Origin of the sequence: Salipaludibacillus daqingensis, from assembly GCF_029891575.1 — a bacterium.
Taxonomy (GTDB): domain Bacteria; phylum Bacillota; class Bacilli; order Bacillales; family Salisediminibacteriaceae; genus Salipaludibacillus; species Salipaludibacillus daqingensis.
This window is the reverse complement of the sequence record NZ_JARZHF010000009.1, coordinates 18,229-40,525: the sequence shown is the minus strand read 5'-3', so window position 1 is coordinate 40,525 and position 22,297 is coordinate 18,229. Positions and strand designations below refer to the sequence as shown.

Here is a 22,297-nt window from a genome sequence, read left to right as displayed (position 1 = left end):
ACTAACTAATGCCCCTAGTGGGAGAAGGAGATCAAATGTCTCAGTAAGATAGAGACGAGGGCAATCCACTAGACGCTGTCGCATATCTTTTTTTAGGAATTCTTCCTGCTTCATAAGACAAACGTCCCGCTTCAATTGCAAGTTTCATGGCAAGTGCCATTTTAACAGGGTCTTTTGCTTTTGCTACAGGTGTGTTCATCAGAACACCATCTGCCCCTAGCTCCATCGCTTGTGTGACATCCATCGTTGAACCTAATCCAGCATCGACGATTATTGGAACTTCTGCCTCCTCAATAATCAATGATAAATTGTAAGGATTTAAGATTCCTAGACCAGTTCCAATTGGAGATCCACCAGGCATAACGGCTGCAGCACCAGCTTGCTCCAGTCGTTTACACAAAATAGGGTCATCGGACGTATAAGGGAGCACAGTAAAACCTTCTGCCGCAAGAATTTCCGTAGCTTTTAGTGTTTCAATCGGATCGGGAAGAAGAGTTTTTTCATTAGCGCTTATCTCTACTTTAACCCAATCACTCAGTCCAGATGCTCGTGCTAACCTTGCAATTCTCACAGCTTCCTCTGCTGTTTTGGCGCCAGATGTGTTCGGCAAATACGTATAGGAAGAATGAGGATCTAAGTGTTGAAGTATAGCGTCTTCACCAGGAGATTCAAGGTTTGCTCTCCTTATGGCAAACGTTAATACGTCTGTTTCGGAAACACGTATCGCTTCGTTTTGAACGTATGGATTTGGATAACGTCCCGTCCCTAGGAAAAAACGAGATGATAATTCTTTTCCACCAATCACTAATTTCTTTCTGTTCATACAATCACCCTCCTGCGATAAATTCAACAAGTTCTATTTTCGATCCATTTTGTAAATCGGTCTCTGACCATTTATCGCGATCGACAATGTTACCGTCTACTTCAGCAATAATTAAATTTGGTTTTAACCCAAAGTGCGATACTACTTCATTAACATTTTGTACATCAATATCATGCTGTTGACCATTAATAATTAAGCCAATAGTGTTTTTGGTTTTGGTTGTAAGCTTTTCACGAAAACGAGAACAAACGTCTTGAATGTCTTCTGCACCGACAATTTCACTTATCATACAAACACTTGTAGCACCAGCGTCGAGCACGTCATCAACATTATGCATTTTGATACCGCCGATGGCGACAAAAGGAATCGATATTTCAGCAGCGACTTGTTTGATATAGTCGGTTGTGACTGGCGCGACGACATCCTTTTTACTTTTCGTTGGAAAAATTGGTCCAATGCCAATATAATCTGCTCCTCCTTTTTCAGCGGCACGAGCTTCTGAAATATGATGGGTGGAAATCCCAATGACTTTATTAGGACCGATTAGTTTTCGTGCCTCTTCTAAGGAAAGATCATCTTGCCCCAGATGGATTCCATCGGCGTCTACTTCCATAGCGATATCGATATGATCATTAACAATAAAAGGCACATCATATTTGCGAGTAAGTTCTCTAAGAGCTATTGCCTTTCTTAAAACTTCTTGCTTGGAGCTTGTTTTATCTCGGAGTTGAATGATGTCCGCTCCTCCGAGAATCGCTTGTTTCATAACTTCGACGACGTCTTTTCCTGGATGAAATTCTTCTCCTGTAATGGCGTATAAATAAAAGGCTTTCATTTCTAAATTCCTCCTCTGCTAATGGTGCAAATTGAAGCCTTTCTGATAAAGACTTCTATTCAACAACAAAAGCCGTATCCAGAGTAAATGGAATACGGCTACAATAATTTATTTATTGCGTCGACTTCCCTACGCTGGTATAAACCAGATCAGGTTCGAGGGTAAAAGGATAAGTCCTTTTTCTCAGTTTATCTTCATAAACACCCCTAGTCTTGAATCTTATTAAGTTATGATCATAAACACATTGTAAATGATATAAAAGAAAATAGAAAGGGGGAGGACATGTTAGAAATATTTATCGTTTAGTAATGGAACCTCATTATTGAGAATCTGGATTTGCTAACGAAAAAAGCTGTCCAGAAGGCGGAAACCTTCTGGACAGCTTAAGTTAACAATTTTAATACTATTGTAGATCTTCGATAGAATCGATGTCCATGTATTCAGGAACAACAAGTCCAGTACGAGCGCCTTCAAGGTTTACACCAAGGTCAACCATTGAATCACCAAAGTCTTCAAGCAAGTGATCATGAGTTAATGGTAACCAAGCAGCAACCATTCCATCAGCTTCGCCATCAGCAACAGCTTGGAACATGTAGGTTGCTTCAAGTGGTGTTAATGTAACGTCATAACCTAAGTCTTCAAGAACAAGACCGATCATATTGGTTGATGCAATTTCAGAATCCCATGCAACAAAAACCAATTCAATTTCTTCGCCATCAACAGCGTCAAGGCCTTCTGTCCACTCGCTCACAACATCTTCATTGTTGTCGATCCAATCACGTGCTGCTTCTCTTTCGTCAGCACCTTCATTTACTTCCATCATGATTGTACCCATATCCTCTTCTCCCCAGTAGAAGTTTTCAAGGACAGCGTATGCTTCTGGGTGATCTTCTTCTAACCCTTCGCGAGCGAATGTTTTAATGTCTTCTGATTCACCAAAAACACCTTCTGGATCTTCTAGGTATTTAAGGTCATACGCAGCAAACTTCCAGTGAGGAGTCCAACCTGTAACAATGATTGGCTCTTCATTTCCATATGCGTCGCCAAGAGCTTGTGTCATAGCAGCATCAGAACTTGCTTGAACAGTCCAATCTTCTAGCCCGTATACTTCGAGAGCTTCTTCGGCAGCTGACATAATTCCAGCACCTGCATCAATACCTGTGATAGTATAGTCAAGTTCTTCGCCAACATCAGCGCCAGCAGCGTCATTATTGCCTTCGTTGTTCTCTACATTACCATTGTTGTTATTACCTGTGTTTGCGGTATTATCTTCATTATTGTTATCTTCTCCACCACAACCAGCAGCAATAAGACCAAGTGATAAACCGGCGATCATTCCTACTTTATTAAGTTTCAATCTGACCCTCTCCTTGTTTCTTTTTTATAGTTACCCTTTTGAAAAAAGGGAGAAAACCGAATGTTATTAATGTTTACTTGCAGGGTTTAAAGCTTGAGTTAGTCGATCTAAAATTATCGCTAATATAACAAGACAAATACCTGCTTCAAATCCCATCGCAATATCATTACGACCAACGGCATAATAAACTTGGCGACCAATACCGTCCGTACCGATCATTGCAGCAATAACAACCATGGATAGTGCAAGCATAATCGTTTGGTTTATCCCCGCCATAATTGTTACTTTAGCCATTGGGAGTTGGACTTTATAAAGTTTCTGTTTTGCTGTAGAACCAAACGCCTCTGATGCTTCAATGAGTTCAGTTGGTACTTGTCGAATACCAAGATTTGTTAAACGAACCGTAGGAGGCATCGCAAAGATAACGGATGCTACAACACCAGGTACAATACCGATACTGAAAAATGCAACTGCAGGTATTAAATATACGAATGCAGGCATTGTCTGCATGAAATCGAGAATTGGTGTAACAATTCTTTGAACGGTGTTGTTTCTAGCCATCCATATTCCTAATGGAACACCAATAATGATCGAAATTAATGTTGCTGTAAGAACAAGTGACAAGGTTAACAACAGGTCATCCCAATAGTCGACACTTTCAATTAATAATAAACCGAAAAATACCAAAATAGGTAAACCGTATGAACCTTGTTTTTTAACAATAGCATAAGCAATTCCTGTTAAAGCTAATATAAATATAATGGGTGGTATAAGTTGGAAAAAACTTAAAAAGACATCTGTTGTGATAAAGGCAATGACGGATCTAATACCATCAAAAACAAATTGTGCATTTTTGAGCCATTCAACAAAACTTTCAACCCATGAACCTAAAGGAATTCTTGGCATAAAATTTAATAATCCATCAAACCAGTTATAAATCGATTCCCACCATTCAGCCATTATCAGTCACCTCGTTTCCAGATAAAGCAGACAGAACTGTACTACGAATAATAATTCCTTTTAAACGACGATCTTTATCAATGACCGCAAGCGGCACAGGCGATGTTGAAATAGCGTGAAATAAATCATGCATTGGAGTTTCCAATTCAACTGTTGGTACATCAGCATGCACGAGTGGTCCTAAGTCTTTAGCATTTTCTTTTACCGCTTTAGAAACCTCATCGGCATGAACGATTCCAACTAATTCTTTATTTCGTTTAACAACGAATACACTTGAAATTTTTTCGTCCTTCATTCGTTGGAGAGCCACACGTGGACCATCCTTTTCTAAGGTTACAGTTGCCGGCCTTACCATAATATTTTCAGCAGTGAATACTTTGGAACGATCTACGTCTTCCACGAATCTTTCCACATAATCATCTGCTGGGTTTGTAAGTATTTCTTCTGGTGTTCCAATCTGTACGATAGCTCCGTCTTTCATGATCGTGATTCGGTCTCCAATTCGGAGGGCTTCATCTAAATCATGTGTAATAAAAATAATCGTTTTTTGCATTTTTTCTTGTAGATCAAGTAGTTCATCTTGCATGTCTTTTCTAATTAGTGGATCAAGTGCGGAGAATGCTTCATCCATTAATAGAACACTTGGATCGTTTGCTAATGCTCGAGCCAACCCGACACGTTGTTGCATCCCACCTGAAAGTTGATCAGGGTATTGGTGTTCGTATCCCTTTAATCCGACAAGCTCTAGTGATTCCATAGCCTTTTCGTGCCGTTTTTTTTCGTCGATCCCTTGGACTTCTAAGCCGTACTCCACATTAGATAGGATTGTTCGAAACGGGAATAGTCCAAATTTTTGAAAGACCATACTCATTTTTTCTCTTCTAACTTTCCGTAATTGTTTTTCGTCCATTTGAGCTAGGTCTTCGTTGTCAATCCATACTTTTCCGTCAGTTGGTTCAATCAACCGATTTAATAAACGGACGAGCGTCGATTTACCACTGCCTGAAAGACCCATGATAACAAAAACTTCAGCATCATCAACTTCAAAAGATGCTTGATTGACTCCAACAGTCAAACCAGTTTCTGCTAAAATCTCGTCTTTCGACTTACCTTCCTTCAAGAGCTTCATGCCTTGACTCGGCTTTTTACCGAAAATCTTTGTAAGGCCCTCAACTTTAATTTTAGCCACTTCTAGCCACCTCGATCTTTTTTTAAGTAGGTATATTACATACCCTTTTTTCAACAAAAATAAACAATTCGTATGACAACATTTTTATTGTCTGCGACTTTTTTGTCATTTATTCGACCTTATCAACTATAACTCTTTAACTATTAATTTTCAAACAGGATAATATTATCGTTTTGTACGAAAAGTTTGTACAGGAAAAACTGTACAAAGATTACATTGGCATAACGTTTATTTAATCCATATTCCTCTTAAATAGTATCGAACACGTACCTTTCTTTTATTTATAGTCTTCTGTTAATATTTTACTAAGTACTTCTTTAAGTGAAGGAGGCGACCTATGAGTAGCCAAAGAGAGAGTGAAGAAGATTTGTTGAGGTTAGAAGAAGCTCGTAATAAATTTATTAGTGAAATAGCAAAGAATATTCATTTATATAATATTTCCTCATCTGTTGGCCGTTTGTATGGCACGGTTTTTTTCGCGGAAACTCCAATGACATTAGATGAGATGAGTCAATCTCTTGGGATGAGTAAAACAAGTATGAGTACTGGAATCAGAGCTCTATCAGAAGCAAATATGGTGGAGCGAGTTTGGGAAAAAGGGATTCGAAAAGACTTATATAAAACGGAGGATGATTGGTACAAATCATTTTCAAATGTATTTATTACAAGATGGCGAAACGCTACGGAACTAAATATGAGCGCCATTAAAGACTCAAAAAAAATGATGAAAGAGTTGTACAATGAGTCTAATGATGAGAGCATTAAAGAGAAAGTTGATCGCGATATGGAAAAATTAACAAAAGCAGAGGCATATTACGAATGGTTGAATGAAGTTGTTGCACTTTTTGATACGGGCGAAATTTTTGATATTGTACCTAAAAAACATTAAATAAAACGACAAAGCAAATACTAGCAATTAGATATAATATTCTTCCATCCATCATAATCAGATGGATGGCTTTTTTGGTATACTTAAAAAAGATTACGCCATTTATATAGAAATAAGTAGAAAACGATAGATGATAACTAACGTTTCGAGAAAGGTGTTTTAACATGAAATTAAAAAATTGGCAGTTAGCTATACTTTTACTTGTAATTGGGTTTATCGGAGCAGGAGGATATTGGGTATGGGTGTTTCTGCAATAGATGGAGCCTTTCGAGAAAATATTGTTTTTTCTGTAACGTGTTCACTAAAACGACGTCAAATAAGTTAGCTAGGGAGGGACTAATGTGAGGGAGGAGTTTGAACGATTATATAACACTTACCACCATCAATTATTTCAGTATTTGTTTTACTTAGTTCGAAGCCGTGAAGTCGCGGAAGAACTAGTTCAGGAAGTATATATAAAAGTTCTCGATTCATTTAATACGTTTGAAGGAAGAAGTAGTGAAAAAACGTGGTTATATTCCGTCGCTAAACATGTAGCTATCGATTGGATTCGCAAACAAACGCGAAAAAAAAGAAAAGCAGAAGGAAAAGAGTATGAATGGAGCGAAAAAGAATTCCAAGTTGAAGACAAAAATCCTCTACCGGAGGAAATTGTCATTCAAAAGGAAGAAGTTCAGCAAGTGTATAAAATGCTCGAAAAATGTAGTGAAGATCAGCAACAAGTTGTTCTTCTTCGGTATGTACAGTCACTCTCTATTTCTGAGACAGCGGATGTTTTAGGGTGGACAGAAAGTAAAGTTAAAACGACACAACATCGAGCAATTAAGTCACTGAAGAAACATTTAGAAGAAGGAACAACAGGCTTTATGCAAGAGGAGGTAAGCAAATGAGTAATGAAAAATGGAATGATTCTAAGATTGAAGAAACGTTAACAAAGCTTCCTCCTATGAAAGATAAGCAATCAAAAGATGACCTTTTCCAAGCTATTGAGTCGAGGTCGAAAAAAGAGATTCCATCGAGGTTTTCACCAAAAGCCAAGCGTCCGTGGATTTTACCTGCTATGGCTGCGGCAGCCGCTATCTTTTTGATGGTGCTTATCATTCCTCCATTTTTTAATGGAGACCAACAGTTTTCTACTAATGATGCAGATCAAAATAGTGTAATGAATACTGCCGATGTTGAAGAAAATGCCGCAGATGAATCTGCTGAACCTGAGTCCGAGTCATCGCTAGATGGAAGCGATAATGACATGAATGATGGTGGAAGTGAAGATGATGAAAACACGGAAATAGCCAATGATGAAAACGACGAGGAACAAGTTAGTCCGGAACCTAGTCAGTTAAATCAAGTCATTTATATAGCAAATTCCTACGTATTGGATAGTAATAATACAGGTGATAACTTTATTGTCATTGAAAAACAAAGCAGTGAAGATGAACAGTCTCTTGAAGAGATTCTTATGACATCCCTTCAACAAAGTGATCCGACTTCAGGACAATACCTGAGTGATTTAGACAGTGTGAAAACAGCAGAAAGTCTTGTTGAACTTCATTTTTCAAGTGCAAGTAGTTTGGAGTCCTTAACGAGTTCTGAACACGAGCAATTGAACCAAGTTTTTCAAGAAGTGCTCACGTTATACGGTTTTGCTGAGGTAGCATTTGAGTCTGGTGGAGAAACTGGAATTATATTTGGTCAACAAGGTGAAGTGACATCTCTTCCTCTTGCCACGAATAACAGAGGATATTATGTGATTTCTGACGAACAAGACTCTTACCTTATTAGTGCTCGGATGGCCGAAGAAGAAATGGCTAGTGAGTCTGGCGATCCGCTTAATTATGCAGAGACAGTAGCAAAAATGGCGGAAACAGAAGTATCAAGTGATTGGTATGAATCAGCCATCCCATCTTTTGTTGATGTTTCTGAGGTGAGGTTACCTGGGACAACTGCTGAGGTTTATTACACAGTATCAGAAAATGAAGAAATTCAAAACGAAGAAGAACAATTGGAAACATTTTTTCATGCATTGAAGTTAACGGCTAGCCCGTTTACTTTAGATAATTTGCAAATAATTAATGAAGAAACTGGTGAAGTGGTCGAAGTGGATTTAGCGGAGTGACGTGAAAATCTTTTTTGAAACACCATAGTCATCAAATCAAAAGGCTGCTCCTCATCGTCAAAATGAATGGGCAGCCTTTTTCATCGTTTTATCCTGAAAATACTCGCAAGAAGGTCTACCTAAAAAATCGTGTCATTTCCTTGGAAATAAAATTGTAGAAAAAAGCGATAAAAACTCAAGTATCAAACTATTTCCGATTGTCGATATTCAGTTTTTTCATTCGATATTGTAAACTTTGTCTACTTAGACCGAGTTTTGTGGCTGCTTTCGTTACGTTGCCTCTTTCATGTTGAAGCATTTGTTCAATATACCGCTTTTCTGTTTCGTCTAAATGCGCTTGAAGAGCTTTCGTTGGCGTTAGGTTTAAGTCGGGGGTAGCGTCTTGGCTATGAGTCTGCCCTGCATAAGGGTGGAACTTGGTTCTTACATGGACAGGTAAATGACTATAATCAATTTTTTCATCATCATAAATTAAATTCATCGCACCTTCAACCATATGTTCTAGTTCGCGAACATTTCCTGGCCATTCATATTTCTGAAAAAGTTTTTCTACCTCTGCAGTTATTCCTGGAACATTTAGTTGGAAACGATGGTTGTATTTATCGATAAAATGATCAACTAAAATAGGAATGTCTTCTTTTCGTTGTCGAAGAGGCGGAACAAGAACAGACACTACACTTAATCTATAGTATAAGTCTTCTCTTAGATGATTTTTTTGTAATGACACAATAGGGTCTTCATTAACTGTTGCAATAATGCGAACATCGACAGACCGATTTTTAATATCTCCTATTCGTCGAATCGACTTCTCTTGAAGTGCTCTCAATAACTTTGCTTGAAGGGATGTACTGAGTGAATTTATTTCGTCTAGCATGAGTGTTCCACCATCAGCTTGTTCAAATAAACCGGGATGATCGGTTGCTCCAGTGAATGCGCCTTTAACAGAACCAAATAAGATTCCTTCAATAAGAGAATCGGGAAGAGCCGCACAGTTCTGACTAATAAATGGTTTGGATGCTCGTTCACTTCCATTATGAATGCTTTGGGCGAATAGCTCTTTTCCTGTACCTGTTTCACCATAAATAAGCACGGAAGAAGAGGTTCTAGTTGCTCTTTTCGCGTTCTCAATGACCTCTTGAATGGCAAAGGTATCACCAATAATTTGATCAAACGTGAACCTGGCATCTTTTTTATCCCAAGCATTTTCTCTCGTCAAACGTTCAAGTTTTGTAATATCTTTTGCAATCTCTACAGCTCCGATTCGTTTGCCATCATGGGAAAGAGGGAATGTATCATTAACAGTTGTAATTTCTTGCCCTTTGTAATTGAAGTACGTTTGTTTCGCATGCCGGTGTGCGTAACCTTTGCTAAGTGCTTGAAGGAGACGGCTTTCGTCTTCTGAGTTAAAAAGAAAGATATCCATGATATTTTTATGTAGGACGTCTTTTCGATCCATGTCTTCAATTTCGGACATCTTTCGGTTATATATAATAGACTCCCCTTCATCATTGATAACGTGAATACCAACATCAATGGCGTCAAGAAGTTGACGATACACAATTGGTAAATGAGGGATGCTTGCTGTATTTGTCAAAACTCTTTCACTCCTCTCTAACTCCTTACAGTTTACTAATAAAAAACATCTCACTGCAAATAATTTTTGCATAATAGCGCAAAAATATTTTTCTGTGCAAAATTATTTTGCTATTTACATCAGTGAAAAGGCTTACATTGCAGAGGTTTTGTTTTGGCATGAAAATTGCAACTATACTTAAATGTAGAAAAATTTAAAAAATACAAAAGATTTTAAAGGAGTGGATCAATCCATGGTAGTACCTTACAGACATGAACCGTTTACTGATTTTACGGTGGAAGAGAACCGTAAAGAGTATCAAGATGCATTGGATTATGTGAAGGGGCAATTAGGACAAGAGTACCCTCTCATTATTAATGGTGAAAAAGTTTTCACAGAAGATAAAACAGTATCCGAAAATCCAGGTAACAGAAGTGAAATTGTCGGGTACGTATCCAAGTGTAGTCAGGAGTTAGCTGAACAAGCAATGCAAGCTGCTGATGAAGCCTTTAAAACATGGAGAAAGTGGGACCCTGCTGCACGTGCGAATATTTTATTCCGTGCATCTGCGATGATTCGTCGAAGAAAACATGAATTTTCTGCTTGGCTCACATATGAAGCAGGAAAGCCTTGGAAAGAGGCGGATGCAGATACAGCAGAAGCGATTGATTTCTTGGAGTATTATGCAAGACAAATCCTTCGTTTAAAAAATGGTGTTGAAATTAATTCAAGAGACGGTGAGCATAATCGTTTTGACTATATTCCTTTAGGCGTGGGTGTAACAATCTCCCCATGGAACTTTGCTTTTGCAATCATGGCCGGTACAACAGTTGGACCGATGGTTGCAGGAAATACAATTCTTTTAAAGCCAGCGAAGACAACACCGGTTGTCGCATATAAGTTTATGGAAGTATTACTAGAAGCGGGTCTACCAAAAGGGGTAGTAAACTACATTCCTGGAAGTAGTGCAGATATGGGAGACTATTTAGTAGATCACCCAAGAACTCGTTTTATCAATTTCACTGGTTCAAAGAAAGTTGGCCTTCATATCGCAGAGAGAGCAGCCAAAGTCCAAGAAGGACAGATTTGGATGAAGCGAATGATTGCTGAAATGGGTGGTAAAGACACGATGATCGTCGACAATGATGCGGATCTTGAATTAGCTGCGGAAACGATCGTTTATTCCGCTTTCGGTTTTTCAGGACAAAAGTGTTCTGCATGTTCTCGTGCGGTGATTCATGAAGATGTATACGATGAAGTTCTTGCCAATGTCGTGGCCAAAACAAAAGAATTAACCGTTGGTCCAACGTACAAAGACAACTCTAAATTCATGGGTCCTGTAAATGACCAAGAAGCCTTTGATAAAGTACTAGATTATATTGAGATTGGTAAAAAAGAAGGGAAATTAATGGCTGGTGGAACAGGAGACGATTCAGAAGGATACTTTATTCATCCAACTGTTATTGCTGACGTCGATCCAAAAGCTCGCATCATGCAAGAGGAAATCTTCGGACCTGTTGTTGCATTTGCGAAAGCAAAAGACTTCGATGAACTGATCGATATTGCAAACAATACGGAGTACGGTTTAACAGGGGCGGTAATTTCTAACAATCGTGAACACATCGAACAAGCTCGTCAAGATTTCCACGTGGGTAATCTTTACTTTAACCGAGGTTGTACAGCAGCAATTGTTGGTTATCATCCTTTCGGAGGATTCAACATGTCAGGGACGGATTCTAAAGCTGGTGGACCAGACTATTTGCTTAATTTCCTCCAAGCAAAAACAACGTCAGATATGTATTAATTCGTTTTATTTGAAGGGAGAGTTTGCATGACTAAAACAGCAGAAATAATTGATGTAACAGAAAAATATGGTGCAAGAAACTATCATCCATTACCAATTGTCATTGCAAAGGCTGATGGAGCATGGGTGGAAGATCCTGAAGGAAATAAGTACATTGATATGCTAAGTGCTTATTCAGCAGTGAATCAAGGACATCGTCATCCTAAAATAATTGAAGCTTTGAAAAATCAAGCGGACAGAATTACATTAACGTCGCGCGCTTTTCATAATGACCAACTAGGTCCATTTTATGAAAAGGTTTCAAAGTTGACTAATAAAGACATGGTTCTTCCAATGAATACGGGTGCCGAAGCGGTGGAGACAGCTGTAAAAGCTGTCCGTCGCTGGGCGTATCGTGTAAAGGGAGTCGAAGAAAATAAAGCGGAGATCATTGTTTGTGAAGAAAACTTTCATGGCAGAACAATGACAGCCGTCTCTTTATCTTCTAACGAAGCATATAAAAAGGATTTTGGACCAATGTTACCAGGAATTAAAGTCATTCCTTATGGAGATATTGAAGCGTTAAAGGAAGCAATCACGCCTAATACTGCGGCATTTTTATTTGAACCTATTCAAGGTGAAGCAGGGATTAACTTGCCACCTGAAGGTTTCTTAAAAGGAGCATATGATGTTTGTAAAGAAAACAACGTCCTCTATGTGGCTGATGAAATCCAATGTGGTCTTGCACGTTCAGGAAGAATGTTTGCTTGTGATTGGGAAAATGTTGAACCTGATATGTATATCCTCGGGAAAGCACTAGGTGGTGGTGTGATGCCAATCTCTGTTGTTTGTGCAAACGAAGATATTTTAGGTGTGTTCGAACCAGGATCTCACGGGTCTACATTTGGCGGAAATCCTTTGGCTTGCGCAGTCTCCATTGCAGCATTAAATGTCATTGAAGAAGAGAACCTCGTCGAACGTTCGTTGAAAATGGGTCAACACTTATCAAATGAATTAAAAACAATTAATAATCCGAAGATCAAAGAAGTTAGAGGAAGAGGATTGTTCATTGGACTAGAACTAACAGAAGCAGCTAGACCTTATTGTGAAAGATTAAAGGAGCGAGGTTTATTATGCAAGGAGACTCATCAAAATGTGATTCGCTTTGCTCCTCCACTTGTCATTTCTCAAGAAGATTTAGATTGGGCAATCGAACAAATTAAAAGTGTTTTATCTTAAAGACCGTACACTTTAGTACTGAAATTTAGTGGATTGCGATATTGAGTAAAAATTTTAGGTGTCGGAGGAGGCCTCGTTTCTAACGAAGAGGCTCCCTCTTTTTTACCTTTTCTATCTATCTTTTAAATTGATTTCAAAATAAGCGTGCATTTCGCTTCTCGTATGAACAGGTGTCGAGTTGCTACGTTGGGGGACGTATCAGGTCCGAAAGCTGCTTCATGAAAAAGAAAGGGGTTGAGTGGAGATGATTACAAGAAATTTCTTCCTGTTTTTATCCCAAAATAAATTTGTAAAATCTAAAGCAAGTAAATGGGGACCTAAACTAGGTGTTAAATCAATGATTGCAGGAGAAACAATTGATGAGGCAATGGAAACCGTTCGAAGGTTAAATGAGCAGGGACTTAGTGGAACGGTAGATCATTTAGGAGAGTTTGTTTATAGTCGTGAAGAAGCTATTGAATCTGCTGATTATTGTATTAGAACCTTGGAAGCCATCGCTGAAGCTGAAGTGGACTGTAATTTATCTCTTAAACTAACTCAGCTTGGATTAGATGTAGATCGAAACCTTTGTCGTGATAATATGATGAGGATTTTAGAAACGGCAGAAAAACATAACAATTTTGTGAGAATTGATATGGAAGACTACTCTCATCTAGATGCAACGTTGGAACTTTTACATGAGTTAAGGCAGCGCTTTGACAACGTAGGTACGGCAATTCAAGGGTACTTATATCGTGCGGAGAAAGACACCCGGCAACTAAAGGGAGTCAATCTAAGATTAATTAAAGGTGCTTACAAGGAATCTCCTGACGTTGCTTATCAAAAGAAAGAAGAAGTCGATCGTAATTATTTGAATATTATAAAAACACACATGTTAAATGGTAGTTACGCAGCAGTTGCAACTCATGACCATCAGATCATTGATGAAGTGAAGGCGTTTGCAAAAGAACATCATATCCCAAAAACTCAGTTTGAATTTCAAATGCTATACGGTTTCAGAAATGAACTCCAAGCAGAAATTGCAAAAGAAGGATATAAAATGAGAGTGTATATTCCATTTGGAAATGACTGGTTTGGTTTCTATATGAGACGCCTTGCTGAACGTCCCCAAAATATTGCATTTGCCTTAAGGGGATTACAATCTAATTAATTATTGATAGCAGCTTTTGGATTAAAAACCTTATAAACCCGTTCTAGTATAAAAATGTAGTGTACAATTGTATGAGCTCGTCGTTTATTCGAGATAGATAGAATGATAGTACTAGTGATTGAAAAAAGTAGGGGTGGAATAATTGAATAATAAAATTTCTATAATAGGGGTGCCAATGGACCTTGGTCAAACAAGACGAGGTGTTGATATGGGCCCAAGTGTGATTCGCTATGCCGGAATAGTCGAGCGTCTAAAAAATATCGGTTTTGATGTAGAAGATCGTGGAGATATCAAAATCGGACGACCGTCAGAGCTCGATGTAAAAAATGAAGATAATTTAAAAGATTTAGAAGTTGTTGTTGAAGGAAATCAAATTTTAGCAAGCGCTATAACAGATGTGTTAAGCGAAGGTAGCTTCCCGTTAGTTTTAGGTGGAGATCACAGTATTGCAATCGGAACCTTAGCAGGGGTTGCGGACAAGAATGATAACCTTGGTGTGATTTGGTACGATGCCCACGGGGATTTAAATACAGGTGACACTTCACCATCAGGAAACATTCACGGGATGCCCCTTTCGGTTAGTCTTGGAATAGGACATCCAAGTTTAACGGAAATCGGAGGGTACGCCCCGAAAATTAAGCCAGAAAATATTGTTATCATCGGTGCTCGCTCATTGGATGAAGGCGAGCGTAAACTTATTAAAGAAAAAGGTATCAAAGTCTATACGATGCATGAAATAGATCGAATGGGTATGAGTAAAGTGATGGAAGAGGCGATTGAATATGTCTCGAAAAACACAGATGGCGTTCATTTAAGCTTAGATTTGGATGCTTTAGACCCAATCGATGCACCAGGGGTAGGAACACCGGTTATCGGTGGACCGAGCTATCGAGAAACGCATTTAGCAATGGAAATGTTAGCTGAAAAAGGTATCATTACCTCTGCAGAATTTGTAGAAGTAAACCCTATCTTAGATACAAAAAACAAAACAGCAGAAGCAGCTGTAGGGTTAGTGGGATCGTTGTTTGGAGAAAAACTACTATAAATTTTAGATCGATTCTTGCTGAAATAATAAACGCATAGCTTAATAGCGAGAAATAAGCCATTCAAGTATTTTCCTTGAATGGTTTATTTTAATTGCGCAGAAGTTATGCGGAAAACTAGCAGATTAGAGAGTTTGAGAAGCAAGAAGAGGGTGGAGTCCATCTCATCGAACCTGTTGAATTAGTTGGGCTGAAATGTCATTATTCATTATAAATCGTTCTTAGTATAAGTTTATGATTCTTCTAATCGGGAAATACGAGCTCTGAGGAGGATGATAACATGTCAAAACCAGGACTAAACAACTTGAAGCAAGGTCAGCATTATCTTGCTAAGGATCTAGATAGTTTTGTATCATCAACAGATGTGGTCTTACTATCTTCCAACGATTCACAAATTTTCTCTGACCCTAACAGAGAATATAAAGTTATCCATGAATTTGATGGGTTTTTTGAACACTCTTCAGATCACGGAGAAAAGTATTTCCATGAGAAAAAAGCATATGTTGTAGAGAAGGTATAACAACGATAATAATAGTAGACGTATTTAAAACCATTCAGGACTCCTGAATGGTTTTAATGTGACAAGATAAGAACTTACTATATTAAATAATGCATCAAACTTGTTGCAATTCCGAAGTAAATAAGTAGGGAAAATATATCATTTAATGTTGTAATTAATGGACCAGATGCTACGGCTGGATCCAATCCAACGCGATACAATATAAGAGGGATAACGGTTCCTGCCATCGTCCCAATAATTAAAGTAGCTAGTAAACTGACCCCAACAACAACTCCGAATATAACGGATTGCCAAAACATAGCAATGATGAATACGAGTATGCCACAAACAATACCAATGATAATTCCTACTTTGAATTCCCGCCAGACTAATTTTAAAATAGTACCACGATCTGTTTCATTTGTAACTAGTCCGCGAACGACAACCGCTAGGGATTGCGTACCAGTGTTACCCGTCATTCCAGCGATCATTGGCATGAAAAAGATGAGAGCCACAACTTGTTCCAAAGTGTCTTCAAAGCTGTCTAAAATAGTTCCTGAAATCAGTCCAATGAATAGAAGCAAAATCAACCAAGGGAGTCGACGATAAGAAGCAACGACTGCTTTTGTTTGAAAGTCAATGTCTTTACCTGAGGCAGATAGTTTTTCGATGTCCTCTTGAGCTTCGTCTAAAAAGACATCGATAACGTCATCTACGGTTACAATTCCTTTCAACACATTTTGTTCATCAACGACAGGGGCAGCAAGAAAATCATAACGTTGGATAAGTTGTGCTACTTCTTCTTGGTCCATATGTGTTGGAACAGAAATAACTCTATTGAACATAATGTCAAAAATCTTGTCATCCATATCAGCTAATAGTAAATCACGATAAGAAACAACACCAACGAGTTTTTTATTCTCATCAATGACATACAGGTAGTAGATATTACGAGTTAATTCCGCAAAACTTTTGAATTTCTCTACTGCATCTCGAACGGTATAGTAGTCGCGAATCCAAACAAATTCATTTGTCATGATCCCGCCGGCTGTTTCAGGAGGATAACTCATTAATTGTTGAACTGTTTTCGATTCATCTGTTTCCATTGCAGAGAGGTACTCTGCCAACTTTCCTTCAGATATTTCACTAAGTAAGTCAGCTAAGTCATCATTGTCCATAATATCCATGATTTTAGAGGAACGTTCAATACCCAGTTTTTCTAATACTTCCTTTTGCATATCTGGTTCTAGTTCCATCATTAAATCAGCAATATCTTTCGATGTTATGTAGGTGAGAAATTTATAATGATGTTTTTCTGGCAACGCCCGATAAAGTTCAGCCAAATCATATGGATGCAGTTCTTCCGTCATTTCTTGAAGGAGGTGTTTTTTTTGTTCTTTTAAATGTTTGATCGTAAGGACTGTTAATTTATCTGTATCCATAAAGGCCATCCTTTCATTGCATGCTATCTTGTCATATTTTATCATTGATCGAACGCTTGTGCATAGATGATCGAACAATTAGGACTCCTGCTTAAAGGTATACCCTATTTTTATAAGAACATGTAATAAATAAAAGAGAAGAAGCTAATTATTATAGATTGTAGTGTTGGCTAAACGATAATTTTAAAAAGCTGTTCCCCCAAAGGGGAAACAGCTTTTTAAGTTCTTGTCTTCTGTTATGTGCGTATTACCTGATCAAGTTATTGAATGTTGGAGAACCAGGAGGTGCATTGACGATCATGTCGTAAATCGGAATTGTGTAAGCAAATATAATTAACACAATGGCGATAGCAATCCACAGTTTCCAGTTTTCTAAAATAGCTGGAGAGCTACGATAGTCATCTGGTTCAGCTGTTAATGGGAACTCTGTTTCTCCTTTAGGAGCAAACCATGCTAAGTAAACAAAGTTATAAAACATAAGAATTCCTGCAATAGTTAAGATAACACCACCAATAGCGACAGTAAGGTGACTGGCAAAAATACCTTCGAACCATGACATCGCTTGAGGATGGTCTTGATAAGTAGTGTAAGCGGTTCGTCTTGGAGCACCATATAACCCCATAATATGCATAGCGCCAGACATGAACATCATACCAATTGTCCATAACCACGTGGTGACCATACCAGAGCGATTCATAGACTTCGTTAACTTTCTACCTGTAATTACTGGGATTAACCAGAATGCCATACCAAAGAATGTTAATACGACCGTTGTTCCTACAGTAATGTGAAAGTGTCCTACAACCCACATCGTATTATGAATGAGCGCGTTTAGTTGAAAACTAGCGTTAATTAACCCGCCCGTTCCGGCAGGAATGAAAATAAGCATACCCATAAATGGAGCGAAGAACCTGACGTCTCCCCATGGAAGTTTCTTTAACCAACCAAACAATCCTTTTCCACCTTGTTCTCGTCCTGTTTGTTCAAAAGTTGCAAAAATGGAGAAAGCCGTTAAAAGAGACGGTACAACAACAACAAAGGTTAATATTGTTTGAATGTACTTCCAAAATTCCGTTATTCCTGCTTCCATTAACTGGTGGTGAAAACCAACAGGGATGGAGAACAATAAAAACAATACAAAGGCAAGTCTTGCTAATGAACTACTAAATAAACGACCACCGATGACTTTTGGAATGACCAAATACCATACCATGTAAGCAGGCATAATCCAGAAATAGACGAGTGGATGTCCAAAATACCAAAAGAGCGTTCTGCTTAATACAACATTAATTCCATCCGTCATGCCAAGTGCCCATGGGAGCATTTGCCCTAGAACGGTAGCTGCAACACCTAACCCAGCCACGATCCATAAAATCAATGTTGCTGTTGTCATGAATCCAAATAGTGGTGTTGGTTCTCCTGGATGTTGTTTTTTCCACTTGAAGTAGTGTGCAAGAAGTGCTGCACCAGCTATCCATGTTCCAACGATAAATAACGTTAATCCAATATAGAAAATATAATGTGCTTGTAATGGTGCATAAAAAGTGTACAAAACAGATGCTTCATTTGTAAGAATCATTGTTGCAGCCATAACTGTACCGATGAGAGTTGTTATAAAACCGATCCAACCCAGCTTTCTTAGACCATTTGAGAAAGGTCCGTGGGTTTTACTCATACCTGCAAAAAAGAAACCGTAAATAATAAACGTTGTGAAAACGAGAGCTAATAAAACACCGTGTGCAGTTAAGATTTGATAATATCCAAGCCAGCTAGGGAGTCCAATTATTCCAGCTCTTTCAAGTGCTTGAAGGACGCCACCTAAAATACCTAATAAAAATGCAAAAAATGCAACAACAACATGGTAAAAAGCAAGTTTTCCATCTTTAGGATCCACTTGGACGTCTGTAAATAATGCTTCATCTTTTAATGCTAGATTTGATTGTCTCATTATGGTGTCACCTCAATCGTCATTTGCATTAAGTGATGCCCAGTTCCGCAATATTCGTTGCAAATAACTAAGTATTCGCCTGGTTCATTAAATGTATGTTCTACCATGTTGACGTGTCCAGGTGTAATCATCATATTGACGTTTGTCCCAGGAATGGTAAAACTATGAACCACATCTTGACTAGTTACTTCAAAGATAACCGTAGAGCCAACAGGAACTTCAATGGTACCTGGATCGTAACCAAAAGCCATAGCAACAATTCTTGCTCTATAAGTGTCTTCATTAATTTGTTCTAAGCCCGGCTCTGAGAAAACAGATTCCTCTAAGTTTTGTGAGTCGACAGTTGCCATATGACTTGGTGGTTGTTGACCAAAGGCAAAGGCGGCTACTCCTAATACAACTAAAAATAAAATTAAAGAGCCAATACCGAATATGAGCCAAATTTTTTCGTATTTGTGTAAATGCATGGAATAAGTCCCCCCTCGATTACATTCTTACTAAAAATAAATAAAAAATAGCAAACCATGAAACTAAAATAAACGACCCTAAAAACATAACGAATACGAGTGTTCCTTTTAATGAAGAGTCTTCTTCTTTTTTTAGTGACTTGTTTTGTTCTGTGTTTAGATCAGTTTGACTCATGTGACAACCCCCTAATTATTAATCTTCTTAAAAGTGAATATCTGTCTATTTTTAATAATATAGGATAGATAAGGTGTGATGAAACGCAAATTGTGAAGAATTAGTGAAAATATACATTTTATTACATTTAACACTATTTGAATAGTGTTAACGATGTTTGTTCATAAACGATGTGAGATAGAAAGTCAATAATTAAACTTAATAAGTGAAAAGGTTTACAAATAAATTTGACAGTGTTTTGAACACCGTTGACGTTAAAAATTCAGGTGTGCTATAATTCACTTATAATGAAAATCATTCTCAATAAGTGGATGATTATTTACTTAATGAATGTAAGGGAAAATAAATGAAGAACAAGGGATCATTCGAAGATCTTCTGGGAGGTAGGAATGATGAGCTTTATTCAGTTAGCGAATATTACTAAATTTTTTGCAGGTGGGGAAAAGCCAGCGGTTAGCTCGTTACAATTAAATATTGAAAAAGGCGAAATAATTACGTTGCTTGGACCTAGCGGTTGTGGGAAAACAACAACACTGCGTATGATTGCAGGGTTTGAGAATCCATCGAATGGAAGTATTCATATTGATGGAAAAGAAGTATTTAGTGATAGTCATTCTCTTCCACCAGAAAAAAGAGGGATAGGAATGGTCTTTCAGGATTATGCGTTATTTCCGCATATGTCTATTTTAAAAAATGTGATGTTTGGGTTAAATAAGTGGACAAATCGAGAGAAGAAGAAGCGAGCAAAAGAAGTTTTGGAATTAGTTGGTCTGGAAGACTACGCAAACCGATACCCAACACAACTTTCAGGTGGTCAACAGCAGCGGGTAGCTTTAGCGAGAGCATTAGCACCTAAGCCTCATGTTGTGTTAATGGATGAACCTTTTAGTAACTTAGATGCAGGACTTCGTGAAAAAATGCGCTATGATGTGACGAATATTTTGCGAAAAGCGAATACAACTGCAATCATGGTTACGCACGATCAAAAAGATGCATTTGCAGTATCAGATAGAGTTGTTGTCATGAATGACGGTCTTATTCAACAAATTGCCGCACCAAAAGAGATGTATCGTTGTCCAAAAAATTGTTTTGTCGCTCAATTCGTTGGTAAAACGAATTTATTAACAGGCACGATGGATACGGATTTAAAAAATATTCATACCCATATTGGAAAAGTTTCTTTGCCGACAGAATGGCAAGAACGTTTGGATACTGTCAAACTCTCTATTCGTCCCGAAGGATGTCGTCTCTCTGATGAGGGAGCTTACTGCGGGCAAGTAGAACGAGTAACTTATGGAGGCGAGTATCAAGAACTCCATGTACGTCTTCATAATGAACCTGAGCTATCACAAGAACCGATGCTTATCTATGCACCTGTCGAACGTGACGTAGAAATTGGTTCCATCGTTACATTTGATATTAAACCAGAACTAGTCGCCTTGGTAGAATAGTTGATTTTACAACTATCTCGATTCTTTCGAGGTAGTTGTTTTTCTTTTGCTTTAAACAATAACGAGTACTTGTTAATAATTATTACAAACAAACACAGAATTGTCAAAAGAAAAATAATATTTTTTTGAAACCAATTGACAATGGTTCTCAAGTAGAGGTATCATACAGTTAATTGATAATGATAATCATTTTCAATTAAACAAAAAATGATTGATGGGGGATTTGAAATGAAAAAGGTATGGATGATATTGATGCTAGCGGTATTATCACTAGGTGTTCTCGCAGCATGTGGCAATGATAATGATACAAATGAAGCGGAGAATAATTCGAATGAGAACGTTTCAGGAAATAATGACGAAGCTATGGAATTAGATGGCGAACTTGTAGTATACTCAGCACGTAATGAAACTTTTGTGCAAGATCTGTTAGATAAGTTTTCCGATGAAACGGGTATTGATGTAAGAGCGCTTCATGAAGCTGATCCGCTTCAAGTCCAAGAAGAGGCAGGTAATGTACAAGCGGACGTGTTCATTTCAAACGACTTAGGAGCATTAGAATATTTAAATCGTCAAGAGTTACTAGAAGGGTTTGAACCTGCGAATGTGGAAAGCATTGATGAACAATTCCGTGCTGAAAACAATGAGTGGATAGCGATATCTGCTAGAGCTAGAGGTTTCATATATAATAAAGATTTAATATCTGAAGATGAGATGCCAACAAGCATGGAAGACCTTTTTGATGCACAGTGGGCAGATGTTGAGAACGGATATGCTATCACTCGTGGTGGAAATGGTGGTATGATAGGAAACATATCAGCACTTCGTTATGAGTGGGGCGATGAGAAAACAGCAGACTGGATTTCTGCAATTCAAGACAATGCAGCTGGAATTTTTGAGGGGCATGGAGATATTCGCAGGGCAGTTGGTGCAGGCGAGCATGCTTTTGGACTAGTTAACAACTATTACTACCATCAGCAACTAGAAGAACCAACGGATAATAATGTTGGATTTATATACGCGGATCAAGGGGAAGACGAGATGGGTGCAATCGCAAATGCAGCTGGATTAGGATTGGTAGCAAATGCGCCAAATGATGCTAATGCGCGAGCGTTTATTGAATGGGTATTGGAAGAAGAAAATCAATTGGCCTTTGTTGGGGAATCGTTAGAAGTGCCAATTAATCCAGAGTTAGACCCGCCGTTTGAAGAAGCAGTTCCATTCAGTGAATTGAAAGTACAAGATATGCCACTTAAAGAATTAGGAAATTATTTTGAAGATACTCGACAACTAATCGAAGAATCAGGATTAGACTTAGAATTAAGATAATTCAGAATGAATACGATGCTGGTAGCTTGTTT

The 22,297-nt window shown here is 38.1% G+C and carries 20 protein-coding genes, 1 pseudogene and 1 riboswitch; of the genes and pseudogenes, 10 read left to right on the top strand and 11 right to left on the bottom strand.

The features are described from left to right. Positions 1-40: 40 nt before the first annotated feature. The 6 genes and pseudogenes from QDN89_RS16820 to QDN89_RS16795 form a co-directional block, all read right to left on the bottom strand. Complete coding sequence (locus tag QDN89_RS16820) at positions 41-823, bottom strand: thiazole synthase (RefSeq protein WP_280771324.1); 783 nt, start codon at positions 821-823, stop codon at positions 41-43. Between the two features lie 4 nt (positions 824-827). Next, complete coding sequence (gene thiS, locus QDN89_RS16815) at positions 828-1,013, bottom strand: sulfur carrier protein ThiS (RefSeq protein WP_280771522.1); 186 nt, start codon at positions 1,011-1,013, stop codon at positions 828-830. 42 nt (positions 1,014-1,055) lie between these two features. Beyond that, a pseudogene (gene thiE / locus QDN89_RS16810) lies at positions 1,056-1,658 on the bottom strand (thiamine phosphate synthase); the annotation flags it as partial. Between the two features lie 109 nt (positions 1,659-1,767). Beyond that, positions 1,768-1,876: riboswitch (TPP riboswitch) on the bottom strand. A gap of 185 nt (positions 1,877-2,061) precedes the next feature. After that, a complete protein-coding gene (locus QDN89_RS16805; protein ID WP_425335417.1) occupies positions 2,062-3,015 on the bottom strand; it encodes a glycine betaine ABC transporter substrate-binding protein in 954 nt (317 codons plus the stop codon). A gap of 66 nt (positions 3,016-3,081) precedes the next feature. Next, positions 3,082-3,975, bottom strand: coding sequence for an ABC transporter permease (locus QDN89_RS16800; RefSeq protein ID WP_280771323.1), 894 nt, complete (start codon positions 3,973-3,975; stop codon positions 3,082-3,084). Continuing rightward, positions 3,968-5,164: a quaternary amine ABC transporter ATP-binding protein gene (locus QDN89_RS16795; RefSeq protein WP_280771322.1), complete on the bottom strand. Its 1,197-nt coding sequence runs from the start codon at positions 5,162-5,164 to the stop codon at positions 3,968-3,970. Before QDN89_RS16795 ends, QDN89_RS16800 begins: the two co-directional genes overlap by 8 nt. Before the next feature lie 337 nt (positions 5,165-5,501). Between QDN89_RS16795 and QDN89_RS16790 the strand changes: the two genes are divergently transcribed. The 3 genes from QDN89_RS16790 (at position 5,502) to QDN89_RS16780 (ending at position 8,169) form a co-directional block, all read left to right on the top strand. Further along, entirely contained in the window at positions 5,502-6,053 is a 552-nt protein-coding gene (locus QDN89_RS16790) for a GbsR/MarR family transcriptional regulator (RefSeq protein ID WP_280771321.1), read from the top strand. Positions 6,054-6,394: 341 nt separating this feature from the next. Next, positions 6,395-6,943 carry an RNA polymerase sigma factor SigX gene (gene sigX / locus QDN89_RS16785; RefSeq protein ID WP_280771320.1) on the top strand — a complete coding sequence of 183 codons (549 nt, stop codon included), beginning with the start codon at positions 6,395-6,397 and terminating at the stop codon, positions 6,941-6,943. After that, positions 6,940-8,169 carry a hypothetical protein gene (locus tag QDN89_RS16780; RefSeq protein ID WP_280771319.1) on the top strand — a complete coding sequence of 410 codons (1,230 nt, stop codon included), beginning with the start codon at positions 6,940-6,942 and terminating at the stop codon, positions 8,167-8,169. The genes sigX and QDN89_RS16780 overlap by 4 nt, the downstream gene beginning before the upstream one ends. A 187-nt stretch (positions 8,170-8,356) precedes the next feature. Here the strand turns inward: QDN89_RS16780 and QDN89_RS16775 are convergent, their stop codons facing one another. Further along, positions 8,357-9,763 carry a sigma-54 interaction domain-containing protein gene (locus QDN89_RS16775; protein WP_280771318.1) on the bottom strand — a complete coding sequence of 469 codons (1,407 nt, stop codon included), beginning with the start codon at positions 9,761-9,763 and terminating at the stop codon, positions 8,357-8,359. Positions 9,764-9,995: 232 nt separating this feature from the next. Here QDN89_RS16775 and pruA point away from each other — a divergent pair, with 232 nt between their 5' ends. The 5 genes from pruA (at position 9,996) to QDN89_RS16750 (ending at position 15,477) form a co-directional block, all read left to right on the top strand. Further along, positions 9,996-11,546, top strand: a complete 1,551-nt coding sequence (gene pruA / locus QDN89_RS16770) for an L-glutamate gamma-semialdehyde dehydrogenase (protein ID WP_280771317.1) — start codon at positions 9,996-9,998, stop codon at positions 11,544-11,546. A 27-nt stretch (positions 11,547-11,573) separates the two neighbouring features. After that, entirely contained in the window at positions 11,574-12,764 is a 1,191-nt protein-coding gene (locus QDN89_RS16765; RefSeq protein WP_280771316.1) for an ornithine--oxo-acid transaminase, read from the top strand. 244 nt (positions 12,765-13,008) lie between these two features. Then, positions 13,009-13,914 (top strand): proline dehydrogenase family protein, encoded by a 906-nt coding sequence (locus QDN89_RS16760; RefSeq protein WP_280771315.1) that lies wholly within the window; start codon positions 13,009-13,011, stop codon positions 13,912-13,914. Positions 13,915-14,089: 175 nt separating this feature from the next. Further along, positions 14,090-14,959 (top strand): arginase, encoded by an 870-nt coding sequence (gene rocF, locus QDN89_RS16755; protein ID WP_425335421.1) that lies wholly within the window; start codon positions 14,090-14,092, stop codon positions 14,957-14,959. 278 nt (positions 14,960-15,237) lie between these two features. Continuing rightward, positions 15,238-15,477: a hypothetical protein gene (locus tag QDN89_RS16750; RefSeq protein WP_280771313.1), complete on the top strand. Its 240-nt coding sequence runs from the start codon at positions 15,238-15,240 to the stop codon at positions 15,475-15,477. Positions 15,478-15,554: 77 nt separating this feature from the next. On the opposite strand, the gene mgtE is transcribed toward QDN89_RS16750, so the two are convergent. From mgtE to QDN89_RS16730, 4 genes are all read right to left on the bottom strand, one after another. Next, positions 15,555-16,907: a magnesium transporter gene (gene mgtE, locus QDN89_RS16745; protein WP_280771520.1), complete on the bottom strand. Its 1,353-nt coding sequence runs from the start codon at positions 16,905-16,907 to the stop codon at positions 15,555-15,557. A 238-nt stretch (positions 16,908-17,145) separates the two neighbouring features. Continuing rightward, a complete protein-coding gene (locus QDN89_RS16740; protein ID WP_280771312.1) occupies positions 17,146-18,846 on the bottom strand; it encodes a b(o/a)3-type cytochrome-c oxidase subunit 1 in 1,701 nt (566 codons plus the stop codon). Beyond that, complete coding sequence (locus tag QDN89_RS16735; protein ID WP_280771311.1) at positions 18,846-19,313, bottom strand: cytochrome c oxidase subunit II; 468 nt, start codon at positions 19,311-19,313, stop codon at positions 18,846-18,848. The genes QDN89_RS16740 and QDN89_RS16735 overlap by 1 nt, the downstream gene beginning before the upstream one ends. 19 nt (positions 19,314-19,332) lie before the next feature. Then, positions 19,333-19,488 carry a cytochrome c oxidase subunit 2A gene (locus tag QDN89_RS16730; RefSeq protein ID WP_280771310.1) on the bottom strand — a complete coding sequence of 52 codons (156 nt, stop codon included), beginning with the start codon at positions 19,486-19,488 and terminating at the stop codon, positions 19,333-19,335. A 392-nt stretch (positions 19,489-19,880) separates the two neighbouring features. Here QDN89_RS16730 and QDN89_RS16725 point away from each other — a divergent pair, with 392 nt between their 5' ends. Next, on the top strand, positions 19,881-20,939 hold the full coding sequence (locus QDN89_RS16725; protein WP_280771519.1) for an ABC transporter ATP-binding protein: 1,059 nt from the start codon (positions 19,881-19,883) through the stop codon (positions 20,937-20,939). Between the two features lie 228 nt (positions 20,940-21,167). Beyond that, the gene (locus QDN89_RS16720) at positions 21,168-22,265 is read left to right on the top strand and encodes an extracellular solute-binding protein (protein WP_280771309.1); all 1,098 of its coding nucleotides are present in this window, start codon (positions 21,168-21,170) and stop codon (positions 22,263-22,265) included. The last annotated feature ends 32 nt before the right edge of the window (positions 22,266-22,297 follow it).

What these genes read in the sequence shown, in the direction of transcription:
- QDN89_RS16750 (WP_280771313.1), top strand. Translation starts at nt 15,238, where the DNA reads ATGTCAAAACCAGGACTAAACAACTTGAAGCAAGGTCAGCATTATCTT.
- mgtE (WP_280771520.1), bottom strand. Translation starts at nt 16,907, where the DNA reads ATGGCCTTTATGGATACAGATAAATTAACAGTCCTTACGATCAAACAT.
- QDN89_RS16735 (WP_280771311.1), bottom strand. Translation starts at nt 19,313, where the DNA reads ATGCATTTACACAAATACGAAAAAATTTGGCTCATATTCGGTATTGGC.
- QDN89_RS16800 (WP_280771323.1), bottom strand. Translation starts at nt 3,975, where the DNA reads ATGGCTGAATGGTGGGAATCGATTTATAACTGGTTTGATGGATTATTA.
- QDN89_RS16760 (WP_280771315.1), top strand. Translation starts at nt 13,009, where the DNA reads ATGATTACAAGAAATTTCTTCCTGTTTTTATCCCAAAATAAATTTGTA.
- pruA (WP_280771317.1), top strand. Translation starts at nt 9,996, where the DNA reads ATGGTAGTACCTTACAGACATGAACCGTTTACTGATTTTACGGTGGAA.
- QDN89_RS16740 (WP_280771312.1), bottom strand. Translation starts at nt 18,846, where the DNA reads ATGAGACAATCAAATCTAGCATTAAAAGATGAAGCATTATTTACAGAC.
- QDN89_RS16720 (WP_280771309.1), top strand. Translation starts at nt 21,168, where the DNA reads ATGAAAAAGGTATGGATGATATTGATGCTAGCGGTATTATCACTAGGT.
- QDN89_RS16820 (WP_280771324.1), bottom strand. Translation starts at nt 823, where the DNA reads ATGAACAGAAAGAAATTAGTGATTGGTGGAAAAGAATTATCATCTCGT.
- QDN89_RS16790 (WP_280771321.1), top strand. Translation starts at nt 5,502, where the DNA reads ATGAGTAGCCAAAGAGAGAGTGAAGAAGATTTGTTGAGGTTAGAAGAA.
- rocF (WP_425335421.1), top strand. Translation starts at nt 14,090, where the DNA reads ATGGACCTTGGTCAAACAAGACGAGGTGTTGATATGGGCCCAAGTGTG.
- QDN89_RS16725 (WP_280771519.1), top strand. Translation starts at nt 19,881, where the DNA reads ATGAGCTTTATTCAGTTAGCGAATATTACTAAATTTTTTGCAGGTGGG.
- QDN89_RS16730 (WP_280771310.1), bottom strand. Translation starts at nt 19,488, where the DNA reads ATGAGTCAAACTGATCTAAACACAGAACAAAACAAGTCACTAAAAAAA.
- QDN89_RS16780 (WP_280771319.1), top strand. Translation starts at nt 6,940, where the DNA reads ATGAGTAATGAAAAATGGAATGATTCTAAGATTGAAGAAACGTTAACA.
- QDN89_RS16765 (WP_280771316.1), top strand. Translation starts at nt 11,574, where the DNA reads ATGACTAAAACAGCAGAAATAATTGATGTAACAGAAAAATATGGTGCA.